The following is a 19,215-nucleotide window of genomic DNA, read 5'->3' as shown; positions in this document are numbered from 1 at the left end:
GTGTGAACCGGCCCAGCCGTGTGTGACGTCGGTCAGGCCGCGCGCGCCTGCTCCTGTTCCCCGGCCATGAGCTGGCGGTAGAGCCCCTCGAACCGGTCCAGCGTGGCGTCGATGGCGTGCTCGGCGACGATCTCCCGGCTCACCGCGCCCATCCGCGCGCGCAGGTCGGCGTCGGAGAGCAGGGTGGTGAGGCGCCTGGTCAGCTCGGCGACGTCGCCGGGCGGGAACAGCCAGCCGTTGCGGCCCGGCCGGACGAGGTGCGGCAGCGCCATCGCGTCGGCTAGCAGCACCGGGGTGCGCGCGGCCATCGCCTCCAGCGTCGCGAGGCTCTGCAGCTCGGCGATGCTGGGCATGCAGAACACGTCGGCCGTCGCGTAGGCGGTGAGCAGCTCCTCCTCCGACACGAAACCGTGGAACGTGACGCGCTCGGCCACGCCGAGGCTCTCGGCCAGCGCCGTCCAGTCGGCGCGCTTCGCGCCGTCGCCGACGATGTCGAGCCGCGCCGGCAGCCCGCCGGGCAGCGCCGCGAACGCGCGGATCAGGTCGTCGACGCGCTTCTCCTGGTCCATCCGACCGACGAACAGCACCGACGGCACGTCGTGCGCCGGCGCGGGCGCGCTGTAGCGCTCGGCGTCGATGCCGCAGGAGACGGGGAAGGCGTCGGTGAGGCCGGCGTGGCGGACCAGCAGGTCCACCGCGCGCGGGGTGGGTGCGGTGACCGCGTCGGCCTTGCCGAAGATCCGGCCGAGGTCCCGCCAGGCGATCTTCGACGCCGGCCGCATCACGAACCGCGACAACGGCACGTGCGCAGACAGGTTCTCGGGCATGAAGTGGTTGGTGGCGACGACCGGGATCCCGGCCCGCACCCCGGCCTTGACCACGCCGCGGCCGACGACCATGTGGGCCTGCGTGTGCACGACGTCGGGCTGCAGCGCGGCGACGAGCTCCCTGGCCGCGGGCAGGGCCTGCCACGGCATGCTGACCGGGAAGTCCGGGTGGAAGGCGTAGCGCACCGACTTCACGCCGTGCACGGTCACGCCGTCGCGGACCTCGACGACCGGCTTCCCGACCGGCGACGGCGTGGCGACGTGCACCTCGTGGCCGCGGCGGGCCAGTCCGGTGGCGAGCCGCTCGGCGAAGTTGGCGGCGCCGTTGACGGTGGGCGGGTAGGTCTCTGCGCCGATCAGGATGCGCATCGAGGTCACGGAGCGGTCCTCTCGTGGGGGGAACGGAGCGCGCGGTGCAGCGGCGGTCACCGGCGGTGCAGCGCGTGCTCGCGGCGGCTTCCGGCCGCGGCGGTGGGGCGGGTCGCGGGCACTCCGGCGAGCTCGGCGGCCTCGCGGCGGGCCAGCGCGTCGGGGTGGTGGCTGGCCAGCGCCACTACGCCCACGATGGCGAGCGCGGCGGCGACGATCAGTGGCAACCAGGTCAGGATGGGGGTGGAGGCGCCCTCGCCGAGCAGCACCACCCCGAGGAGGACGGCGACGATCGGGTCGACGACCGTCATGCAGGCGACGACGACCTCGGGCGCGCCGGACGCGAACGCCTGCTGCACCAGCCAGCCGCCGACGAGCAGGGCGGCCACCAGCCCGACGAGCGCGGTGAGCACCGCCGGGGAGAAGAGCGCCGACGCGCCGGTGGTGACCATCTGCGAGACGGCCCGCATCAGCGCCGACACCAGCCCGAACGCGACCGCACCACCCGTGGCCAGCGCGACGCAGCGCACCCAGCCGGACCGGGCGAGGCCCAATGCCGCGAAGGCGGCCACGACCAGCGCCACGATCAGACCGGCCAGCGCCATGGCGCTGTCGGCGGCGGGGGTGCTGGTGGCGGTGCCGGCCGCGGTGAGCACGAAGATCGCCACCCCGGTGATGGCGAGCACCACCCCCACGACCACGCCGGTGGTGGGGCGTGTGTGGGTGCGCCGCACGCTGATCAGCACGGCGATCGGGACGGCGAGCACCCCGATCGGCTGGACGACCGACAGCGGCGCCAGCACCAGCGCCAGCGCGTGCAGGGTGGTGCCGCCGACGGCCAGCGCCAGCCCGAACAGCCATCCGGGGGTGCGCGCCGCCGCGGCGAGCCCGGCACGGGACAGCCCGTCGCCGGTCTCCGGGTCGCGCGAGCGCTCGGGCGCGTGCTCGGCGTTGACGGCCCGGTGCTGCAGCACGGCGGCGCCGGCGAAGCAGATGGCGGCCGTGGCGGCCAGGCCGATGGCCACGCCGGGATGGGAGGTCGTGGTGTGCAGCGCGACGTTCATGCCGCCTGCCCCAGCTCGATCGCGACGGGTGCGACCGCGACCGGTCCGACCACCCCGACGGGCGTCGCCGTGCGGGCAGCCCGGACGCCGACGGCTTCAGCGGTCGCCGTCCACATCACCCGCGCAGTCGTCACAAGCACCACCATCACCGTGGCACATGCAGCCCGCTCGGCGCCGCCCACATAGGGAAATAAAGGTGAATCGCCGATAACGATCGGGATCTGCGCCCCGAGGAAGACGATCGTGACGAGCCCGGCGACCGCGGCCGACCAGCGCAGAACCGCGGCGTGGGCCCGCCATTCACCCGATGCGGTGGCGGCGCGGCGGGCGATCAACCAGCCGGCGAGGGGCAGTGAGACGAACGTCGCACCGCCGGCGACCCGGTGGAGCATCGCCCCTAACCCGACCGGCTGCCCGGGGAGGTTGGTGGGCACGGCACCGGCCACGAGGAGCCCGATGGCCCCTGTGACCAGCAGCGCAGCCGGCAGCGCCGGGTGCGGCAGCCCGGAGCGGCGCAGCCCGACGGAGAGCGCGAGGCTCGCCGCCGCCAGCGCGACGGCGGCCAGCGCGAGCAGCGCGTATCCACCGGGCACCATCACATAATCGCTGATCACCGTCCGCAACGGATCGACAGGGCCGGATCCGGCGACGTGCAGTGCTGCTCCGGCGACCGCCGCGGTGGCCACGAACCCCACCACGACCGCGCTCTCTGCTCCTCGTGCCCCCCGCGTCGTCATGGCCCAACCGTGCCAGCGCGCCGCTGCGCCAGGTATCAGGTGAACCCCCCAACCCCGTACGGGGGTTACCCCGACCTCCCCGGCACGGGGCCGTCGTCGGGCAGCGGGTCGGCGCGGCCGGTCTGCGCCGGCAGGAGGGGCGACACCGCCAGCTCGACGGGTGCCGTCCCGGGCGGGGCCGCCTGCACGGCCCGCACCCCGGGACGGGCCGAGAGCGCGTCCAGGGCCGGCCGGTCGCCCCGTACCACCAGCGCGACGACGCACGGGCAGCCGGCACCGGCGAGAGCGGCCCGTTCCGCCGCGGCGACGGCGCGCTGCCGGTCGTTCCCCGCTCCCACCCGCGCCGACGCTGCCGTGGCCGCGCGCTGCCGTGCCGAGTCGAGCGCCGTCGCGGCCGGCACCTGCGGTTCGACGTCCTCGAACGCGAGGGCGGTCTGCACGCGCGGGAGCTGCACCTGGAACACCGCGGTCACCGGTGCGGTGCCGGCCGTGACGACCAGGGCGTCCGCGGTGGTGCGCGCCGCGTCGAACTGCACCAGTGCCAGCACCGCAGGACCGGGCGGGGGCAGCTCGGCCGCGATCCGCGCGCGGTAGGCGGCGACGTCCTCGCCCGGGTCCGGGCCGAGCCGCACCGAACCCGCCGGCGGCGGAGGCGGCCCGGACGGCATCGACTGCACGCCCGCGTACCACGCCGTGCCCAGCGCGACGACCACGCAGGCGACGACCACGCCGAGGCGCCCGCGGGTCACACGCGCAGCCGGTCCAGCGCGCTCGCCAGGTCGTCCGGGTACGGGCTGCTGAACTCCACCCAGCGGCCGTCGGCAGGGTGCGCGAAGCCGAGCGCGCGGGCGTGCAGCCACTGCCGGGTGAGCCCGAGCCGGGCGGCCAGCGTGGGATCGGCCCCGTAGACGAGGTCGCCGACGAGCGGGTGCCGCATCGCCGAGAGGTGCACGCGGATCTGGTGGGTGCGGCCGGTCTCCAGGTGGATGTCCAGCAGCGACGCAGCCGGGAAGGCCTCGAGCGTGTCGTAGTGGGTGACGCTGGGCCGGCCGCCCGCGACGACGGCGAAGCGGTGGTCATGCCGGGGATGGCGGTCGATGGGGGCGTCGATCGTGCCGCTGGACGGGTCCGGGTGGCCCTGCGCGACGGCGTGGTAGCGCTTGTCGACCGTGCGTTCCTTGAAGGCCCGCTTCAGCACGGTGTAGGCGTGCTCGGACGTGGCCACGACCATCACGCCGGTGGTGCCGGCGTCGAGCCGGTGCACGATCCCCTGCCGCTCGGCGGCGCCTGAGGTGGACAGCCGGTGGCCGAGCGCGGCGAGCCCGCCGGTGACCGTGGGGCCGGTCCAGCCGGGGCTGGGGTGCGCGGCCACGCCGACCGGCTTGTCGACCACGACGATGTCGTCGTCGGCGTGCAGCACGACCAGACCGGCGACCTCCTGCTCGTCGCCCGCGATCGGGGCGGCCGGCTCGGGGTCGGGCAGCGCCACCTCCAGCCAGGCGCCTGCGGTGAGCCGGTCGGACTTGCCGGCGCTGCGCCCGTCCACCTCGACACGCCCGTCCTCGGCCAGCGCCGCGACGACCGTGCGGGAGAGCCCGAGCAGCCGGGCCAGGCCGGCGTCGAGGCGCATCCCGTCCAGGCCGTCGGGGACGGGGAGGCTGCGGGTGTCAGGCACCGGCGTCCCCCCGGCCGCGGGAGCGCGTGCCGTCGAGCTCGCGGCCGGTGAGCGCGAGCAGCACGAGCAGGATGCCGCCGCAGACGATCGACGAGTCGGCCACGTTGAACACCGGCCAGACCCGCCCGTCGGGCGCGAACAGCGACACCATGTCGACGACGTGGCCCTGCAGCGGGCCGGGCGAGCGGAAGATCCGGTCGGTGAGGTTGCCCAGCGCGCCGCCGAGCACCAGGCCGAGCGCGATGGCCCAGCCCGGCGAACGCAGCCGCCGCGCCACCCGCACGATCACGACGACGACGGCGATCGCGACGATCGTGAGCACCCACGTGTAGCCCGTGGCCAGGGAGAACGCCGCCCCCGGGTTGCGGATCAGCTGCAGGTATACCAGCCCGCCGAGCAGCTGCACCGGCGGCCGGCCCTCGAACGCCGCAACCGCGAGCACCTTCGTGACGACGTCGGCCGCCAGGATCACGGCGGCGATTACCGACAGCAGGGCGACCCTCGTGGGTCCGGTGGTCGCCGTCGGCGGCGCTGGTTCGGTCGTCACCCCTTCATCATCCCGCATCGTCCCGGCGGGCTCGATCGGCGTTCCAGCGGGCGAGCCGTCCGCGCAGGTCGACGGCCCGGATGCGCTCCTCGGCGGCCTCCCGGACGGCCTGCGTCGTGACGACGAGGAACTGGTCGCCCTCGCGCAGCCGCGTCTCCAGCGTCGGGGTGAACGCCTCGCCGCCGCGCACGACGAGGCTGACCGTGGCGCCCGGTGGCAGGCGCAGCTCGCGCAGGTACACCCCGCGCAACCGGGAGCCGACCGGCACCGTCACCTGCAGGAGATCGGCGCCCAGCGCGTCCAGTGGGGCCGCGTCGACCGCCACGTGCCGCGGCTCCGACGCGCTCGCGACCGCGAGCCGGCGCGCCACCCACGGCAGCGTCGTCCCCTGCAGCAGCGTGAGCACCACCACCAGCACGAACACGGCGTCGACGAGCGTGAGCGCGCCGGGCGCCCCGGCGGTGAACGCGATGAGCGCGAGCACGATCGGCACGGCACCGCGCAGGCCCGCCCACGACAGGAACGCCTGCTCCCGCCACGGCAGCCGGAAGCCGACGGTCGCCACCCACACCGACAGCGGCCGGGCGACCAGCAGCAGCACCGCCCCGGCCACCAGCGCCGGCACGAGCGCGTCCACCAGCCGCGCCGGGGACGAGTACAGCCCGAGCAGCACGAACAGCCCGATCTGGGCGAGCCAGCCGGTGCCCTCGGCGAACGAGCGGACGCCGTCGCGGTGCGGCAGGGCCGAGTTGCCCAGCACCAGCGCCGCGACGTAGGTGGCCAGCAGGCCTGACGCGTGCAGCGACTGGCCGGCCGCGTACGCCAGCACGCAGGCGGCGATGGCCGCCAGCGGGTACAGGCCGGTCGAGGGCAGGGCGATGCGGTGCAGCGCCCACCCGCTCGCCCAGCCCAGCGCGGCGCCGACGAGCGCGCCCGCCGCCAGCTCGTAGACCACCAGCACCGGCTGCAGCCAGGTGACCGCCGTGTCGGACGCCAGCACCACGACGGCGATCACGACGGGTGCGTCGTTGAGCCCGGACTCCAGCTCCAGCGCCCCCACCAGCCGCCTGCGCACCCCGATCCCGCGCAGCACGCTGAACACGGCGGCGGCGTCGGTGGACGACAGCACCGCGCCCCACAGGAACGCCGTGCGCCAGTCCAGGTCGAGCAGCAGGTGCAGGGCCACGCCGACCACGCCGATGCTGACGGCGACGGCGACCGTGGAGAGCGCCAACCCGATCCCCAGCGCCGGCCGCACCGCGGCCCAGCGGGTGGTCAGGCCGCCCTCGACGAGGATCAGCACGAGCGCGGCGAGCCCGAGCGACTCGGTCAGCCGGGCGTCGGAGAACGGGATGCCCAGCACGGCCTCGCCCAGCAGCACCCCGATGCCGAGGTACAGCAGCAGCGACGGCAGCCCGATGCGGGTCGAGGCGCGCACGGCGAGCACGCCGACGAGCACGACGGCGGACGCGATCCCGAGAGTCGTCGCGAGGCTCGGCATGCCACCTCCTCGCCGAACTGTATCGGCGCAGGTGGGACGGCCTTCACACAGTCCAGGTCAGCGTCGCGACCCGGTTCGGGCGGGGCAGGCCCGGCAGTGCTGCGGCCACCTCCGGCACCCGTTCGGCGGCCAGGCACAGCCGCCGGGCGACCCACTCCGGGTCGGCGGGTGGCCGCGCTGAACGCTCCCAGCTGGTGACCGTGGGTTCGATGCCGCACTCACGCAGCACCGCGAGCGCGTCGGCGTCCGTGGCCGGTGGCGGGCGGTGCAGCCCGTGGAACCGCTCCCAGAGCGGGTCGAGCCACGCCATCGGGTGCTCGCACAGCATCTCGACGACGACCCCGCGGCGGGCCGCCGCCGTCAGCGCGCTGACGAACGGCGGCAGGTCCACCACGTTGTGCAGCACCAGGTGCGAGACGACGACGTCGGCCGGCCCGGCGGCGGCCGCCGACCCGGGCCAGGCACCGAGCACGGTCCGGTGCGGGATGCCGCGGGCAATGGCGTCCGCGGCGAAGAGGTCGAGCATGTCCTGCTGGGCATCGACGCCGGTCACGTGGGTCGCTCGGGCGGCGAGCGCGAACGCGGCATCGCCTCCCCCGCAGCCGACGTCGAGCACGGTGCCGCCCGCGCCGAGCAGCTCCAGCGCGGCGGCCCGCGACGGCGTGTCCTGCGCGACGGCCGGCGCCCGGAACGCCGCCGGATCGAACCCCCACGGGTCGGCCGGCGCCTGCGCCAGTATCGCGGCCGGGATGCCTCGGCCCTCCTGCAGCCGGGCCCAATGCGCTGCAGCTGCACTCATCCGTTCTGCCGCCGCTTCAGCCGCGCGCGCAGGACCTGCGCGAGGACTGCCTCGGGGGTGTCGGCCGGCGGGCTGATCGTCCGGTGGACGGCGGCGGCCGTGTTCAGGAGGGCCCGGTGCAGCGGCACGAACGAGCCGGCCAGCGGGCCGTCCCCCGAGAGCTCCCCCACCTCGTCGACGAGCTGGCGAATCACCGCGACGACGGTGGGATCGGAGCTGGTCAACACGGCCTTCTCGCCGTCGAAGGTCAGGCGGAGCCGGGCGGCCGCGCTCAGCTCCGGGGTGAGGTCGGCGGTGGTGTCGAGATCCACGCCGTCCACGGCCTCGGCCAACGAGTCCCGCGTGACGCCCAGCCCGTGCAGCACCTTGCCCGCCACCCCGTCCTCGACCCAGGCCAGCGCTTCCAGGAGGTGCTGGCTCCCCACCGGGGCGCCGCCCGCGAGCTGCGCGGCCAGCTCCAGCACCCGTTCCGTCGCCGGTGTGTTGACCACGTCGGCGGACGCCCGCGCGGCCGCGGCGCGCTCGACACCCGTGGCCGTCGCGACGGCGGACCGCACCCGCTCCTCGGTGCGACCGTCGCTCAGCAGCACCTTCGCGGCGATCCCGTCGGGCTCCTCGAGGAGGCTGAGCAGCAGGTGCTCCGGGCCGATGACGGCGCTGCCGAGCCGCTGCGACTCGCGCAGCGACAGCTCCAGCACCCGCCGCGCCCGCGGGGTGAACGGGATGTGCCCGGTGACCGGGCGGGAGGTCCGAGGGACCATCGCCAGCACGGCCGCCTCGGCGGCCTCCGCGCTCAGCCCGACCCCGTCGAGCGCGAGCCGCGCCGGCGCGTCGTCGGGCAGGCGCAGGAGCGCCAGCAGCAGGTGCTCCGTGCCGATGTGCTGGTGGCCGAGCGCGCCGGCCCGCTCCTGCGATCCGACGACGACCTCGCGTGCCTGCGCGGTGAACTTCTCGAACATGGGACCATGCTCGCAACCCTGTCAATACAGTGATATTGATAGGGTCACCGTATGACGGAGAGGGACTGGGAAGCACGCCTCGACGCGTGGCGCGCCGAGCTCGACGTGCTCGCCAGCGCCAGCGGCACCACCTGGGTCCCGCTCGGCGACGCCGAGCGCGAGGCGGGGGTGTCGCGGTCGGCGCTGCGCGCCTGGTACCGCAACGGGGAGATCCCGTCCCGGCTCGCCGACGGGCCGCACGGCCCGCAACGCCTCGTCCCGCTGGAGGCGGTGCTGGAACGCGCCGGCCGCTCGGCCCGCATCCGCCGCCGCGCCGAGCGCGAGGTCTCCCTGGAGGCGCAGGTCGCGCTCCTGCGCAGCACGGTGGAACGCCTGGAGATCCGCATCGCAGCGCTGGAGGAGCAACAGCGCCGCCCGTAACCCCGCGAGTTGCCCGGATCAGGACGGCGAGTCGCCCCGATCAGGACCGCGAGTCGCCCCGATCAGGACCGCGAGTCGCCCCGACCGGGACGGCGAGTTGCCCCGATCGGGACGGCGAGTTGGCCGGCTCAGCCGTCCCGCAGCCGGACGAGCAGGGCCGGATCGCCGCCCACGACCTCGACGATCTTGTCCCTCCCGCGGTGCCCGCTGACGATCGAGACGTCCGCGCGGCGCACGCCGAACGCGTCGGCCACCGCGGCGACCACCGCTGTGTTCGCGGCGCCGTCAACCGCCCGGGGTTGCACGCTCACGACCAGCGCCGGCCCGTTCCGGCCCGGGCGCGCGCCGCCGACGTGGTCGTGGCGCGCGCCAGGACGGACGTGGATCGCGAACCGCATGGTTCCGCCCCCTGCCTCCGGCTCGCCGATCGGCGGACTCACTCTGCCGACCCGACCGCCTCACCGTCCTGACCCGGTCAACTCGCCGACCCGAAGCAGGCAACTCGCCGACGCGAACCGGGCAACTCGCCGACCCGAACCAGGCAACTCGCCGACCCGAACCAGGCGACTCGCCGTCCTGATCCGGGCAACTCGCGGGATCGGGGCCGCGCTCTCAGGGCTGGGCGACCTCGACGCCGACCGTGATCTCTGCCGACTTCCCCGCCGGGTCCAGGACCGTGCCCGTGCGCGTCGCCGCCGCCACGGGGCCGCGGGTGAGCCCGGTGGCCAGCACCTCGCCCTTCACGAACTCCTCGTGCGCGGCGACGGCGTCGAGCACCTCCGCCGGGCCGTCGACGACGAGCACGATCCGGTCGGAGACGTCCAGGTCCGCGTCGCGGCGGGCCTGCTGCACCACGCGCACGACGTCGCGGGCCGTGCCCTCCACGGCGAGCTCCGCCGGCACGTCGGTGTCGAGCACGACGAGACCGGTGTTGCCCGGCAGCGCCGCCGTCGACGACGGGTCGACGGCCACGAGCCGCGCCGAGTACTCGCCCGGCAGCAGCGTGATGCCGCCCGCGACGAGCCCGTCCCCGGTCTCCTCGTACTCACCGGCCTTGACCGCGCGGATCACCTTCTGGGTGTCGCCACCCAGCCGCGGCCCGCACACCCGCGCGTTGACGGCCACGTCGAACCGGCCGTGCTTCTCCACCTCGGTGGTGAGCACGACGTCGCGGACGTTGACCTCGTCGCGCAGGATGTCAACGAATGGCGCGAGCGCGTCGACGTCGGTGGTCGCGACCGTCATCGACGCGAGCGGCAGCCGCACGCGCAGCCCGGCCGACTTGCGCAGCGACAGCGCCGCCGACGCCACCTGCCGAACCCGGTCCATGGCGCTGACCAGCGCGTCGTCGTGCGGCAGCAGGTCGCTGGCCGGCCAGTCCGCCAGGTGCACCGACCGCCCGCCGGTGAGCCCCTGCCACAGCTTCTCCGTCGTCAGCGGCAGCAGCGGCGCGACGACGCGGCAGGTCACCTCGAGCACCGTGTGCAGGGTGTCGATGGCGTCCTGGTCGCCGTCCCAGAAGCGCTGACGGGAGCGGCGCACGTACCAGTTGGTGAGCGTCTCCGCGTGGTCACGCACCCGCTCGCAGGCACCGGCGATGTCGTAGACGTCGAGCTCCGCGGTGACCTCGTCGACGAGCGCCGCCGTGCGCGCCAGTACGTACCGGTCGAGCACGTGCGGCGACTCGGTGCGGAACCGTCCCGTCCGACCGGCGGCCCCGGCGTAGAGCGAGAGGAAGTACCAGGTGTTCCACAGCGGCAGGATCGCCTGGCGGACCCCTTCCCGGATGCCCTGCTCGGTGACGACGAGGTTGCCGCCGCGCAGCACCGGGCTCGCCATGAGGAACCAGCGCATGGCGTCGGAGCCGTCGCGGTCGAACACCTCGTTGACGTCGGGGAAGTTGCGCAGCGACTTGGACATCTTCTGGCCGTCGTCACCGAGCACGACCCCGTGCGCGACGCACGACTGGAACGACGGCCGGTCGAACAGCGCCGTCGCCAGCACGTGCAGCGTGTAGAACCAGCCGCGGGTCTGCGCGCTGTACTCGACGATGAAGTCGCCCGGGTAGTGGTACTCGAACCAGTCCGCGTTCTCGAACGGGTAGTGCACCTGCGCGAACGGCATCGACCCCGAGTCGAACCAGCAGTCGAGCACCTCCGGCACCCGGCGCATCGTCGAGCGCCCGGTCGGGTCGTCCGGGTTCGGCCGGGTCAGCTCGTCGACGAACGGGCGGTGCAGGTCGGTCGGACGCACGCCGAAGTCGCGCTCCAGCTCGTCGAGCGAGCCGTACACGTCGATGCGGGGGTAGGCCGGGTCGTCGGACTTCCACACCGGGATCGGGCTGCCCCAGTAGCGGTTGCGGGAGATCGACCAGTCGATCGCGTTCTCCAGCCACTTGCCGAACTGCCCGTCCTTGACGTGCGCGGGCACCCACGTGATCTGCTGGTTCAGCTCGACCATGCGGTCACGGAACGCCGTGACCTGCACGAACCACGAGTCCACCGCCTTCTGGATCAGCGGGTTGCCGCAGCGCCAGCAGTGCGGGTACGGGTGGTCGTAGGTCTCGCGGCGCAGCAGCACACCGTGCACGTACGGCTTCGTGCCGTTCTTGAGGTCCTCGATGATGTGCGGGTTCGCGTCGAACACCTGCATGCCCTCGTACGGGGGCACGGTCGAGTCGAACTCGCCGACGGCGTCGACCGGCACGACCACGTCGATGCCGGCGGCGTCGGTGACGACCTTGTCCTCCTCACCGAAGGCGGGCGCGATGTGCACGATCCCGGTGCCGTCGTCGGTGGTGACGTAGTCGGCGGCGAGGATCCGGTGCGCGTTCGGGCGGCCGACGAAGAAGTCGAACGGCGGCGTGTACGACAGGCCGAGCAGGTCCGAGCCGCGGTAGGTGCCGAGCACTTCCGGCTCCTCCCCCAGCTCGCGCGCGTACGCGCCGACCCGGGCGGACGCCAGCAGCCACTTCTCGCCGTTCGCGGCGACGAGCGAGTACTCGACGTCGGGGTGCACGGCCATCGCGAGGTTCGACGGCAGCGTCCACGGCGTGGTGGTCCAGATCAGGGCGAGCGCCCCGTCCAGCTCGGTACCGGGCGCGGCCAGCCGCAGCCCGACGGTGACCGCGGGGTCCTGCCGCGGCTGGTAGACGTCGTCCATCTTCGTCTCGGTGGCCGAGAGCGGGGTGCCGTCGTGCCAGCAGTACCAGAGCACGCGGAAGCCCTGGTAGATCAGGCCCTTGTCCCACAGGGTCTTGAACGCCCAGATGACGCTCTCCATGTAGGTGAGGTCGAGGGTCTTGTAGTCGTTGTCGAAGTCGACCCAGCGGGCCTGGCGGGTGACGTAGGCCTGCCATTCGTCGGTGTAGCGCAGCACCGACTCCTTGCAGGCGGCGTTGAACGCCGCCACACCCATCTTGTCGATCTCGGTCTTGTCCTTCAGCCCGAGCTGGCGCTCCGCCTCGGTCTCGGCGGGCATGCCGTGGGTGTCCCACCCGAACCGGCGCTCGACGTGCTTGCCGCGCATCGTCTGGTAGCGCGGCACGATGTCCTTGACGTAGCCGGTGAGCAGGTGCCCGTAGTGCGGCAGCCCGTTCGCGAACGGCGGGCCGTCGTAGAAGACGAACTCGTTGCTGCCGTTCTCGCCCGCCGGCCGAGCCGCGATGGAGGCGCGGAAGGTGTCGTCGGCCGCCCAGAAGTCGAGCACCTCGCGCTCGAGAGCGGGGAACGACGGGTGCCCTGGCACCTGGGGGTAGCGGTGCCCGGAATCGGTGGCGTCGGTGCTGGCCATGCGGCGGTGCTCCTCGTGCGGCTCGTTGCTCCTGCCTGCACGGGGACGACTGCCTTTCGGCTGCCGCGGTACCACCCCGCTTGCCGCGCGTGCGCCACGCGACCTCTCGTGTGCGGCTGTGACGGGCCTACCCGTCCGGTTCTACTCCGCGCCCGTCGAGCGCGTTTCTTCCGGAGGCTCCCCGGTGATGGCCGGATCGGTGCCTGTGCGACAAGGGTAGCGCCGGCGTCGACCGGGTTGTTCCCGGCCCGGTGTCAGCGGGTGGCGGCGGGGTGGCGCTCGGCGAGGGTGCGGTCGGGGCTGCACCAGCCGCACGGGGTGAAGCCGAGCTCGACGGCTTCGCGGGCCGGGATCGGGATCGGCTCGTGCGCGGTGAGTCCCTTGCAGCCGACCACGTGGTAGCGCGGCTGCTCGTCGATGACGACGACCTCGTCCTCCAGCGTGGCGACGAGCGCGGCCGCGGCCGGCTCGCTCTGCTCGACCGGCGGCTCGCCCAGGGTCGCGGCCTCCTCGGGAGCAGCCTCGGCAGGCTGCTGCGCGGCGGCCGGCTCCTGGGCCGCCCGCTGCTCCCCGGCGCCGAACAGGTCGCTGCCCGAGAGCTGGCTGTCGCCGGCCCGGGTCTGCTCCGCCGCCGCGGCCGGCGCGGGGGCCTCCGTGACGGCCGGCTCGGCCTTCGTGGCAGGAGCGTCGGCCGCGGGTACGGCGCTGCGGTCGACGGTCGTGGTCGGCGCCTCCGTGGCCGGTCGCTTCCGGGTGTCGACGAGCACCGTCGCACCGGCATCGGCTTGGGCTGGTTCGGCGACCCGGTCCCCCTCGGACGGGTCGTCCGCCGCCGCCGTCGACCCGTCTTTCGTCACGCTGGGTGACGAAGGGCCGCTCGAAGGGGCGGTTCCGTCGGGTGCGCTGGACGGTCGAGCGGAAGAGCCGGACGGTTCAACCGCGGGCATCAGAACGGTCTGCTGGCTGTCGTCCAGGCCGTCGAAGCGGCTGTCGACACCGGCATCGGCGACGTTCTCCGCCGCGCCCTCGGGTGCACCGGCGTCCGCGCGCGGTGTGAGCGCGGTGGGCCCCTCCACCTGGGCCGGCTGGCCCGGCTGCGGCCCGGGACCGGCCGGCGGGATCACCGGCAGCACCTCGGTGGCCGGCTCGGGATCCTGCTGGTACTCCAGGTCACGGTTCGGCGGGCGGTGGCCCGCCGCCTCCAGCGAGGCCGCACCAGCCCGCATCGCGGACCGTCGCTGCATCCAGTCGACCAGCAGGACCAGCCCGGCGATGGCGCTCAGCGCCACCGCCGCCCAGGCCGCCAGCACGCTCCCTGCCTGCGGCGCGAACACGAGCAGGCCGAAGGCGAGCACGACCAGGATCAGGACCAGCAGCAGCACGATTCACTCCGGGTGCGGCGGAGCGATCACAGGTGGCCGCACCGCCGGATGTGGTTGGTTGCGCGGCGGTTGTCAGCTACCGGCGTCGGCACGCGGGCCGTAGCCGGAGGCCGCGTAGCCGCCGTTCGAGCCGGCCCTGCTCTCGGACGGGGCCGCGGAGGCTCGTTCCCCGAGGTCACGCAGCTGCGACTCGAGGTAGGTCTTGAGCCGGGTGCGGTACTCGCGCTCGAACGTGCGCAGCTCGTCGATCTTCTTCTCCAGCACCGACTTGTCGCGGGTGATGGAGCCGATGATCTCGGACTGCTTGCGCTCGGCGTCGCCGACCAGCGACGCAGCCTTGTCGCGCGACTGCCGCTCCAGCGTCTCGGCGCGGGTGCGGGCGTCGTTGAGCATCGTCTCGGCGCGCGAGCGCGCGTCGTTGACCAGCGCATCCGACTTCGTGCGCGCCTCGGAGAGCAGCTGCTCCGACTTGGTGCGCGCGTCGGTCAGCATCGAGTCGGCCTCGGACTTGGCCTCGGCGGTGAGCCGCTCTGCCATCTCCTGGGCCATCGACAGGACCTTCGCGACCTGCACGTGGTGGTCACCACCGTCGGCGTCGCCGAGCGGGCCCATGCGCTGCGGCTCCATGGAGCGCTGCATCGGCGGCGGCTCGACGGACCGGATCTGCTGCGTGGGCGGCGAGACCGGACCGTTCATGGCCGGCTGGGGGCGCGAACGCGCGTCCTCCAGGTCGGCCTGGGCGTTGCCGAGGCGCTGCTCGAGGTCGGAGACCTGCTCGCGCAGGTCCTCGTTCTCCTCGATCAGCCGGGCCAGCTCGGCCTCGACCAGGTCGAGGAACGCGTCGACCTCGTCCTCGTTGTACCCCCGCTTCCCAATCGGGGGCTTGCTGAACGCGACGTTGTGCACGTCGGCGGGAGTCAGCGGCATCGGATCACCTCATGCAGTCCTCGGCGGCGGCGTAGTGCGACTGGGGCTCGCGACTACGTCGGCTGGGCAACGTTCATCAGTATGAACACGACCAGCAACAGAACCATAATCGACAGGTCCAGCCCGACGCCCCCGATCCGGACGACCGGGATCACTCTCCGCAACAACTTCACGGGAGGGTCCGTGATCGTGAAGATCAGCTCGAGGGCGATGGCACTGGGCCCTGCCGGTACCCACTGGCGTGCGAAGGCACGGACCAGTTCGGCGACGATCCGCGCTGTCAGCAGGAGCCAGAAGAAGAACAGCGCGTAGTAGATCGCGATCTGGACGGGTAGCGGCACGCCCTCAATCCTGGCGGAACCCGCCGCGATCCGCATCCACCCTTGTCGCACCCACGGTGCTGCTCACCGATCGAGTTGCCAGCATGCGGGCGTCGTCGGCCGACACCTCGATGTTGGCCGGCGTGAGCAGGAACACGCGATTGGTGACCTTGTCGAAGCCTCCACGCAGGGCGAACACCAGTCCGGCCGCGAAGTCGACCAACCGCTTGGCGGACGCCGCGTCGAGCTCGGTCAGGTTCATGATCACGGGCACGCCGTCGCGGAACCGCTCACCGATGGCGCGCGCCTCGGTGTAGCTGCGCGGGTGCAGGGTCACGATGCGGGCCGGAGCGGACGCCGGACGGGCCGCGGGCTGATCACGCTGCTCGGGCACGGTCGCCCCGCCGCGGGCCGTCCCGCCGGTCGTTCCGACATCGGCCGAACCATCTCGCGCACCCGCCGCACGCAGGGAGAACTCCCGATCGCGACGGGTGTCGGTGTCGATCGCGAGAGCACCCCGGACGGCCGGTCCGCCACCCGCGGCACCCGCGAGTCCGGAGGCGCGGACGTGATCGCGGACGGTGGTGACGACCCGCTCCCCGCCGCGGTCCGCGCGCGCTGCGCGGGCCGGTCGGCGGTCCCACTCGTCGTCGTAGGAGGACCGTTCGTCATCGGCCCAGCGGCGGTCGGAGCGCTCGTCCCAGCCGTCCGCGCCGTCGCGCACCGACCGTTCGTCGTGGCGTCCGGACGCGGATCCGGCGGCGTATCCCGGCTCGTAATCGCCCTCGACGTACTCCCCCATCTCGTCGGCGGGAACCATGCCGAAATAGGCCTTGAGCCGGTACATCGCGCCCATTGCGCTCCCATCATCGACGCCTCGCAGGCCGGCCGCCCCCGCGAGCGGGCCAGCGATCACCGGGAGGTTATCCGCCGTTCCCCCACAAGGGCCGTTCCGACACGCACCACGGTCGAACCATGACGGATCGCCACGTCCAGGTCGCCGCTCATGCCGGCCGACAGGACGGCCGCCGCGGGGTGCTCCGCACGGAGCTCGGCAGCGGCCTCGGCGATGTCCGCGAAGGCCTCCTCGGTGCCGGTTCCGGTGAGCGGCGCGACCGCCATGAGACCGTCGAGCCGCAGCCCGGCGCACCCAGTGACGTGCTCGGCGAGCGCCAGCAGGTCCGCTCGGGGGACGCCGCCGCGCGCAGGGTCACCGTCCACGCTGTACTGCAGCAGAACCGGTAACGGAGCAGAACGCTGATCGGCATCCAGGGCGCGCCGAACGGCAGTGTCGAGGGCGTCTGCGAGCCGCGCGGAGTCGACGGATTCCACCCGATCGGCCCAGCGGACGGCGGCTTTCGCCTTGTTCCGCTGCACCCCGCCGACCACGATCCATCGCGGTTCGGCGTCCGGACGCAGTCCGGCGACGGCCGCGACCTTCGCCCCGGCCTCCTGGATCCGGTTCTCGCCGAACGCCGTGAGGCCCAGGTCGAGCAGCGCGGCGACGTCGACGGCGGGCACCGTCTTGGTGACGGCGAGCAGGTCGACGGACGACTCGTCGCGCCCCGCAGCGGCGCAGGCGGCGGCGATCCGGGCGCGGACGGCGGCCAAGCGGTGCGTCAGCTCGGCCACCCGTTCCGGGGTCGCCCTGACCGGTGACGGTCCCGTCACCGCCCGCCGTCCGTGTCTCGTGCGGGGTCTCGTACGGGATCGAGCCAGGTGATCGCGGCGAGGCGGCCGGTGCGTCGGTCCCGCCGGTGGCTGAACAGCGCGCGGTCCTCGCGGGTGCAGCGCGGGTCGGCCCCCACCTTCGCCACCCCGAGAGCGACGAGCTGGTGGTAGAGCCCGGCCCGGATGTCGAGGCCGCTGGTGCCGGTGCGGGTGCGCACGGCGCTGCCGGGCAGCGCCGCGTCCACCTCGGCCTGCATCGCGGCGGGCACCTCGTAGCAGGCGCCGCACACCGCCGGGCCGAGCAGCACCTCGATGCGGCCGACGTCGGCGCCCAGCTCCGTCATCGCGGCGACGGCGGCCGGCACGACCCCGGCCGCGGCACCGACGCGCCCGGCGTGCGCCGCCCCCACGACTCCGGCGACCGGGTCGGCGAGCAGCACCGGCACGCAGTCGGCGGCCAGCACCGCGATCCCGACGCCCGGCGTGGCCGTGACCAGCGCGTCCGTGTCGTCGATGTCGGGGTCGTCCAGCCCGGTCGGCTCCGTCACCGTGGCGACGGCGGTGCCGTGCACCTGCCGCAGGAACGTCACCGGCACCTTCAGCTCGCGGCGCAGCCGCGCGCGGTTGGCCCGCACGGCGTCCGGGTCGTCGCCCACGCCCGCAGACAGGTTGAAGCTGCGGAACGGCTCCCGCGAGTGGCCGCCTGCGCGGGTGGTGACCACCCGCCGGACGCGCGCAGCGGTCACCGCTTCATGAAAGGGGGAACGTCCACGTCGTCGTCCAGGTCGTCGAGCTCGACGGCGGCGGCCGGCGGTGCGATGCCCGGGGACGGGCGCTCGACGGCCGGAGCCGGCGGCGGCGCGGTCTGCACGGTCTGCACCGTCTGGACGGGCTGCTGCGCGGCCGGCGGCGTGGCCGGGACCTCGGGCCGGCGCGGCTCCGGCGGCGTGTACGCGGCCGGCGGCAAGGTGCCGGTCTGGTTCGGGCGGGCCGGCGGTGCCGCGCTCGCCGTCGGACCGGCGGCCCCGGTGTGCCCATTGCCCTGGCCGTTCGGCCGTGGCGCCGGCTGTCCGGTGGCGCTGCCGTTTCCGTTGCTGGTCGTGGCGCTGCTGGTGGTGCTGCTGCTGGTGGTGCCGCTCACGCCGGGCGCGATCGCGCCGGTGCGGCGGCCGAACGCCTCCGGCTCCAGCTTCTTGTGCGTCGGCCCGCCCGCCTCGAACCCGGCCGCTATCACGGTGACGCGCACCTCGTCGCCGAGCGAGTCGTCGATCACGGTGCCGAAGATGATGTTCGCCTCGGGGTGCGCCGCCTCCTGGACGAGCGACGCCGCCTCGTTGATCTCGAAGAGTCCCAGGTCGGAGCCACCCGCGATGGACAGCAGGACGCCCTGGGCGCCGTCCATCGACGCCTCCAGCAGCGGCGAGTTGATCGCCTTGCCGGCCGCGGTGACGGCGCGGTTCTCCCCGCGCGCCGACCCGATGCCCATGAGCGCGCTGCCGGCGCCGGACATGACCGACTTCACGTCGGCGAAGTCGAGGTTGATCAGACCCGGGGTGGTGATCAGGTTCGTGATGCCCTGGACACCGGAGAGCAGCACCTCGTCGGCCGAGCGGAACGCGTCCATCAGCGAGACCCCGACGTCACCGAGCTGCAGCAGCCGGTCGTTGGGGATCACGATCAGCGTGTCGCACTCGTTGCGCAGCTGCTGGATGCCGTCCTCGGCCTGGCCGGCGCGGCGGCGGCCCTCGAACGTGAACGGCCTGGTCACGACACCGATGGTGAGCGCGCCGAGCTTGCGCGCGATCGACGCGACGACCGGTGCCCCGCCGGTGCCGGTGCCGCCGCCCTCGCCCGCGGTGACGAAGACCATGTCGGCCCCCTTGAGGACCTCCTCGATCTCCTCGCGGTGGTCCTCGGCGGCCTTGCGCCCCACCTCCGGGTTGGCGCCGGCACCCAGGCCGCGGGTGAGCTCGCGGCCGATGTCGAGCTTGACGTCGGCATCCGACATGAGCAGGGCCTGCGCGTCGGTGTTGACCGCGACGAACTCGACACCCTTGAGCCCGACCTCGATCATGCGGTTGACGGCGTTGACACCGCCGCCACCGATGCCGACGACCTTGATCACGGCCAGGTAGTTGTGTGGGGGTGTCATGAGGGCACCTTCCAGCTCAGCTCTCGAATGTCCGACCCGGGGAGGTCGGGCCACCGCCTCGCACGCTAGGTGC

19 protein-coding genes are annotated in these 19,215 nt (G+C 73.9%); 1 reads left to right on the top strand and 18 read right to left on the bottom strand.

What is annotated here, in order from left to right:
- Positions 1-32: 32 nt before the first annotated feature.
- The 9 genes from ACQEVB_RS21440 to ACQEVB_RS21400 form a co-directional block, all read right to left on the bottom strand.
- Entirely contained in the window at positions 33-1,196 is a 1,164-nt protein-coding gene (locus ACQEVB_RS21440) for a glycosyltransferase (protein WP_432980477.1), read from the bottom strand.
- Positions 1,197-1,252: 56 nt separating this feature from the next.
- Positions 1,253-2,260 (bottom strand): hypothetical protein, encoded by a 1,008-nt coding sequence (locus ACQEVB_RS21435; RefSeq protein ID WP_432974130.1) that lies wholly within the window; start codon positions 2,258-2,260, stop codon positions 1,253-1,255.
- Complete coding sequence (locus ACQEVB_RS21430) at positions 2,257-2,997, bottom strand: DUF998 domain-containing protein (protein ID WP_432974128.1); 741 nt, start codon at positions 2,995-2,997, stop codon at positions 2,257-2,259. Before ACQEVB_RS21430 ends, ACQEVB_RS21435 begins: the two co-directional genes overlap by 4 nt.
- Before the next feature lie 65 nt (positions 2,998-3,062).
- Positions 3,063-3,746 (bottom strand): hypothetical protein, encoded by a 684-nt coding sequence (locus ACQEVB_RS21425; RefSeq protein ID WP_432974126.1) that lies wholly within the window; start codon positions 3,744-3,746, stop codon positions 3,063-3,065.
- Positions 3,743-4,627, bottom strand: a complete 885-nt coding sequence (locus ACQEVB_RS21420; RefSeq protein WP_432980474.1) for an RluA family pseudouridine synthase — start codon at positions 4,625-4,627, stop codon at positions 3,743-3,745. The genes ACQEVB_RS21425 and ACQEVB_RS21420 overlap by 4 nt, the downstream gene beginning before the upstream one ends.
- A 37-nt stretch (positions 4,628-4,664) precedes the next feature.
- The gene (lspA, locus tag ACQEVB_RS21415; protein WP_432974124.1) at positions 4,665-5,219 is read right to left on the bottom strand and encodes a signal peptidase II; all 555 of its coding nucleotides are present in this window, start codon (positions 5,217-5,219) and stop codon (positions 4,665-4,667) included.
- Between the two features lie 7 nt (positions 5,220-5,226).
- Positions 5,227-6,720, bottom strand: coding sequence for a potassium/proton antiporter (locus tag ACQEVB_RS21410; RefSeq protein ID WP_432974122.1), 1,494 nt, complete (start codon positions 6,718-6,720; stop codon positions 5,227-5,229).
- 43 nt (positions 6,721-6,763) lie between these two features.
- Positions 6,764-7,519: a class I SAM-dependent methyltransferase gene (locus ACQEVB_RS21405; RefSeq protein ID WP_432974120.1), complete on the bottom strand. Its 756-nt coding sequence runs from the start codon at positions 7,517-7,519 to the stop codon at positions 6,764-6,766.
- Positions 7,516-8,478, bottom strand: a complete 963-nt coding sequence (locus tag ACQEVB_RS21400; RefSeq protein ID WP_432974118.1) for a Clp protease N-terminal domain-containing protein — start codon at positions 8,476-8,478, stop codon at positions 7,516-7,518. Before ACQEVB_RS21400 ends, ACQEVB_RS21405 begins: the two co-directional genes overlap by 4 nt.
- A 51-nt stretch (positions 8,479-8,529) precedes the next feature.
- Between ACQEVB_RS21400 and ACQEVB_RS21395 the strand changes: the two genes are divergently transcribed.
- Positions 8,530-8,898 (top strand): excisionase, encoded by a 369-nt coding sequence (locus tag ACQEVB_RS21395; RefSeq protein ID WP_432974116.1) that lies wholly within the window; start codon positions 8,530-8,532, stop codon positions 8,896-8,898.
- Positions 8,899-9,026: 128 nt separating this feature from the next.
- On the opposite strand, the gene ACQEVB_RS21390 is transcribed toward ACQEVB_RS21395, so the two are convergent.
- From ACQEVB_RS21390 to ftsZ, 9 genes are all read right to left on the bottom strand, one after another.
- Positions 9,027-9,296 (bottom strand): DUF167 domain-containing protein, encoded by a 270-nt coding sequence (locus ACQEVB_RS21390; RefSeq protein ID WP_432974114.1) that lies wholly within the window; start codon positions 9,294-9,296, stop codon positions 9,027-9,029.
- A gap of 214 nt (positions 9,297-9,510) precedes the next feature.
- Positions 9,511-12,690, bottom strand: coding sequence for an isoleucine--tRNA ligase (gene ileS / locus ACQEVB_RS21385; RefSeq protein WP_432974112.1), 3,180 nt, complete (start codon positions 12,688-12,690; stop codon positions 9,511-9,513).
- Between the two features lie 254 nt (positions 12,691-12,944).
- The gene (locus tag ACQEVB_RS21380) at positions 12,945-14,072 is read right to left on the bottom strand and encodes a hypothetical protein (RefSeq protein ID WP_432974110.1); all 1,128 of its coding nucleotides are present in this window, start codon (positions 14,070-14,072) and stop codon (positions 12,945-12,947) included.
- A gap of 72 nt (positions 14,073-14,144) precedes the next feature.
- On the bottom strand, positions 14,145-14,999 hold the full coding sequence (gene wag31, locus ACQEVB_RS21375; protein WP_432974108.1) for a DivIVA-like cell division protein Wag31: 855 nt from the start codon (positions 14,997-14,999) through the stop codon (positions 14,145-14,147).
- A gap of 53 nt (positions 15,000-15,052) precedes the next feature.
- The gene (locus tag ACQEVB_RS21370; protein ID WP_432974106.1) at positions 15,053-15,340 is read right to left on the bottom strand and encodes a YggT family protein; all 288 of its coding nucleotides are present in this window, start codon (positions 15,338-15,340) and stop codon (positions 15,053-15,055) included.
- Between the two features lie 4 nt (positions 15,341-15,344).
- Entirely contained in the window at positions 15,345-16,175 is an 831-nt protein-coding gene (locus ACQEVB_RS21365) for a cell division protein SepF (protein ID WP_432974104.1), read from the bottom strand.
- Positions 16,176-16,231: 56 nt separating this feature from the next.
- Entirely contained in the window at positions 16,232-16,990 is a 759-nt protein-coding gene (locus ACQEVB_RS21360; RefSeq protein ID WP_432974102.1) for a YggS family pyridoxal phosphate-dependent enzyme, read from the bottom strand.
- Positions 16,987-17,736: a peptidoglycan editing factor PgeF gene (pgeF, locus tag ACQEVB_RS21355; protein WP_432974100.1), complete on the bottom strand. Its 750-nt coding sequence runs from the start codon at positions 17,734-17,736 to the stop codon at positions 16,987-16,989. Before pgeF ends, ACQEVB_RS21360 begins: the two co-directional genes overlap by 4 nt.
- Positions 17,733-19,142, bottom strand: a complete 1,410-nt coding sequence (gene ftsZ, locus ACQEVB_RS21350) for a cell division protein FtsZ (protein WP_432974098.1) — start codon at positions 19,140-19,142, stop codon at positions 17,733-17,735. The genes pgeF and ftsZ overlap by 4 nt, the downstream gene beginning before the upstream one ends.
- Positions 19,143-19,215: the final 73 nt, after the last annotated feature.

The sequence above is a fragment of the Pseudonocardia sp. CA-107938 genome (genome assembly GCF_050936315.1).
Classification (GTDB): domain Bacteria; phylum Actinomycetota; class Actinomycetes; order Mycobacteriales; family Pseudonocardiaceae; genus Pseudonocardia.
This window is presented reverse-complemented; position numbering and strand designations above follow the sequence as displayed.

Bases quoted from the DNA above. Each gene is read 5' to 3' on its own strand.
- ACQEVB_RS21440 (WP_432980477.1), bottom strand. From the start codon at position 1,196: ATGCGCATCCTGATCGGCGCAGAGACCTACCCGCCCACCGTCAACGGC.
- ACQEVB_RS21435 (WP_432974130.1), bottom strand. From the start codon at position 2,260: ATGAACGTCGCGCTGCACACCACGACCTCCCATCCCGGCGTGGCCATC.
- ACQEVB_RS21430 (WP_432974128.1), bottom strand. From the start codon at position 2,997: ATGACGACGCGGGGGGCACGAGGAGCAGAGAGCGCGGTCGTGGTGGGG.
- ACQEVB_RS21420 (WP_432980474.1), bottom strand. From the start codon at position 4,627: ATGCGCCTCGACGCCGGCCTGGCCCGGCTGCTCGGGCTCTCCCGCACG.
- ACQEVB_RS21410 (WP_432974122.1), bottom strand. From the start codon at position 6,720: ATGCCGAGCCTCGCGACGACTCTCGGGATCGCGTCCGCCGTCGTGCTC.
- ACQEVB_RS21405 (WP_432974120.1), bottom strand. From the start codon at position 7,519: ATGAGTGCAGCTGCAGCGCATTGGGCCCGGCTGCAGGAGGGCCGAGGC.
- ACQEVB_RS21400 (WP_432974118.1), bottom strand. From the start codon at position 8,478: ATGTTCGAGAAGTTCACCGCGCAGGCACGCGAGGTCGTCGTCGGATCG.
- ACQEVB_RS21395 (WP_432974116.1), top strand. From the start codon at position 8,530: ATGACGGAGAGGGACTGGGAAGCACGCCTCGACGCGTGGCGCGCCGAG.
- ACQEVB_RS21390 (WP_432974114.1), bottom strand. From the start codon at position 9,296: ATGCGGTTCGCGATCCACGTCCGTCCTGGCGCGCGCCACGACCACGTC.
- ileS (WP_432974112.1), bottom strand. From the start codon at position 12,690: ATGGCCAGCACCGACGCCACCGATTCCGGGCACCGCTACCCCCAGGTG.
- wag31 (WP_432974108.1), bottom strand. From the start codon at position 14,999: ATGCCGCTGACTCCCGCCGACGTGCACAACGTCGCGTTCAGCAAGCCC.
- ACQEVB_RS21365 (WP_432974104.1), bottom strand. From the start codon at position 16,175: ATGGGCGCGATGTACCGGCTCAAGGCCTATTTCGGCATGGTTCCCGCC.
- ftsZ (WP_432974098.1), bottom strand. From the start codon at position 19,142: ATGACACCCCCACACAACTACCTGGCCGTGATCAAGGTCGTCGGCATC.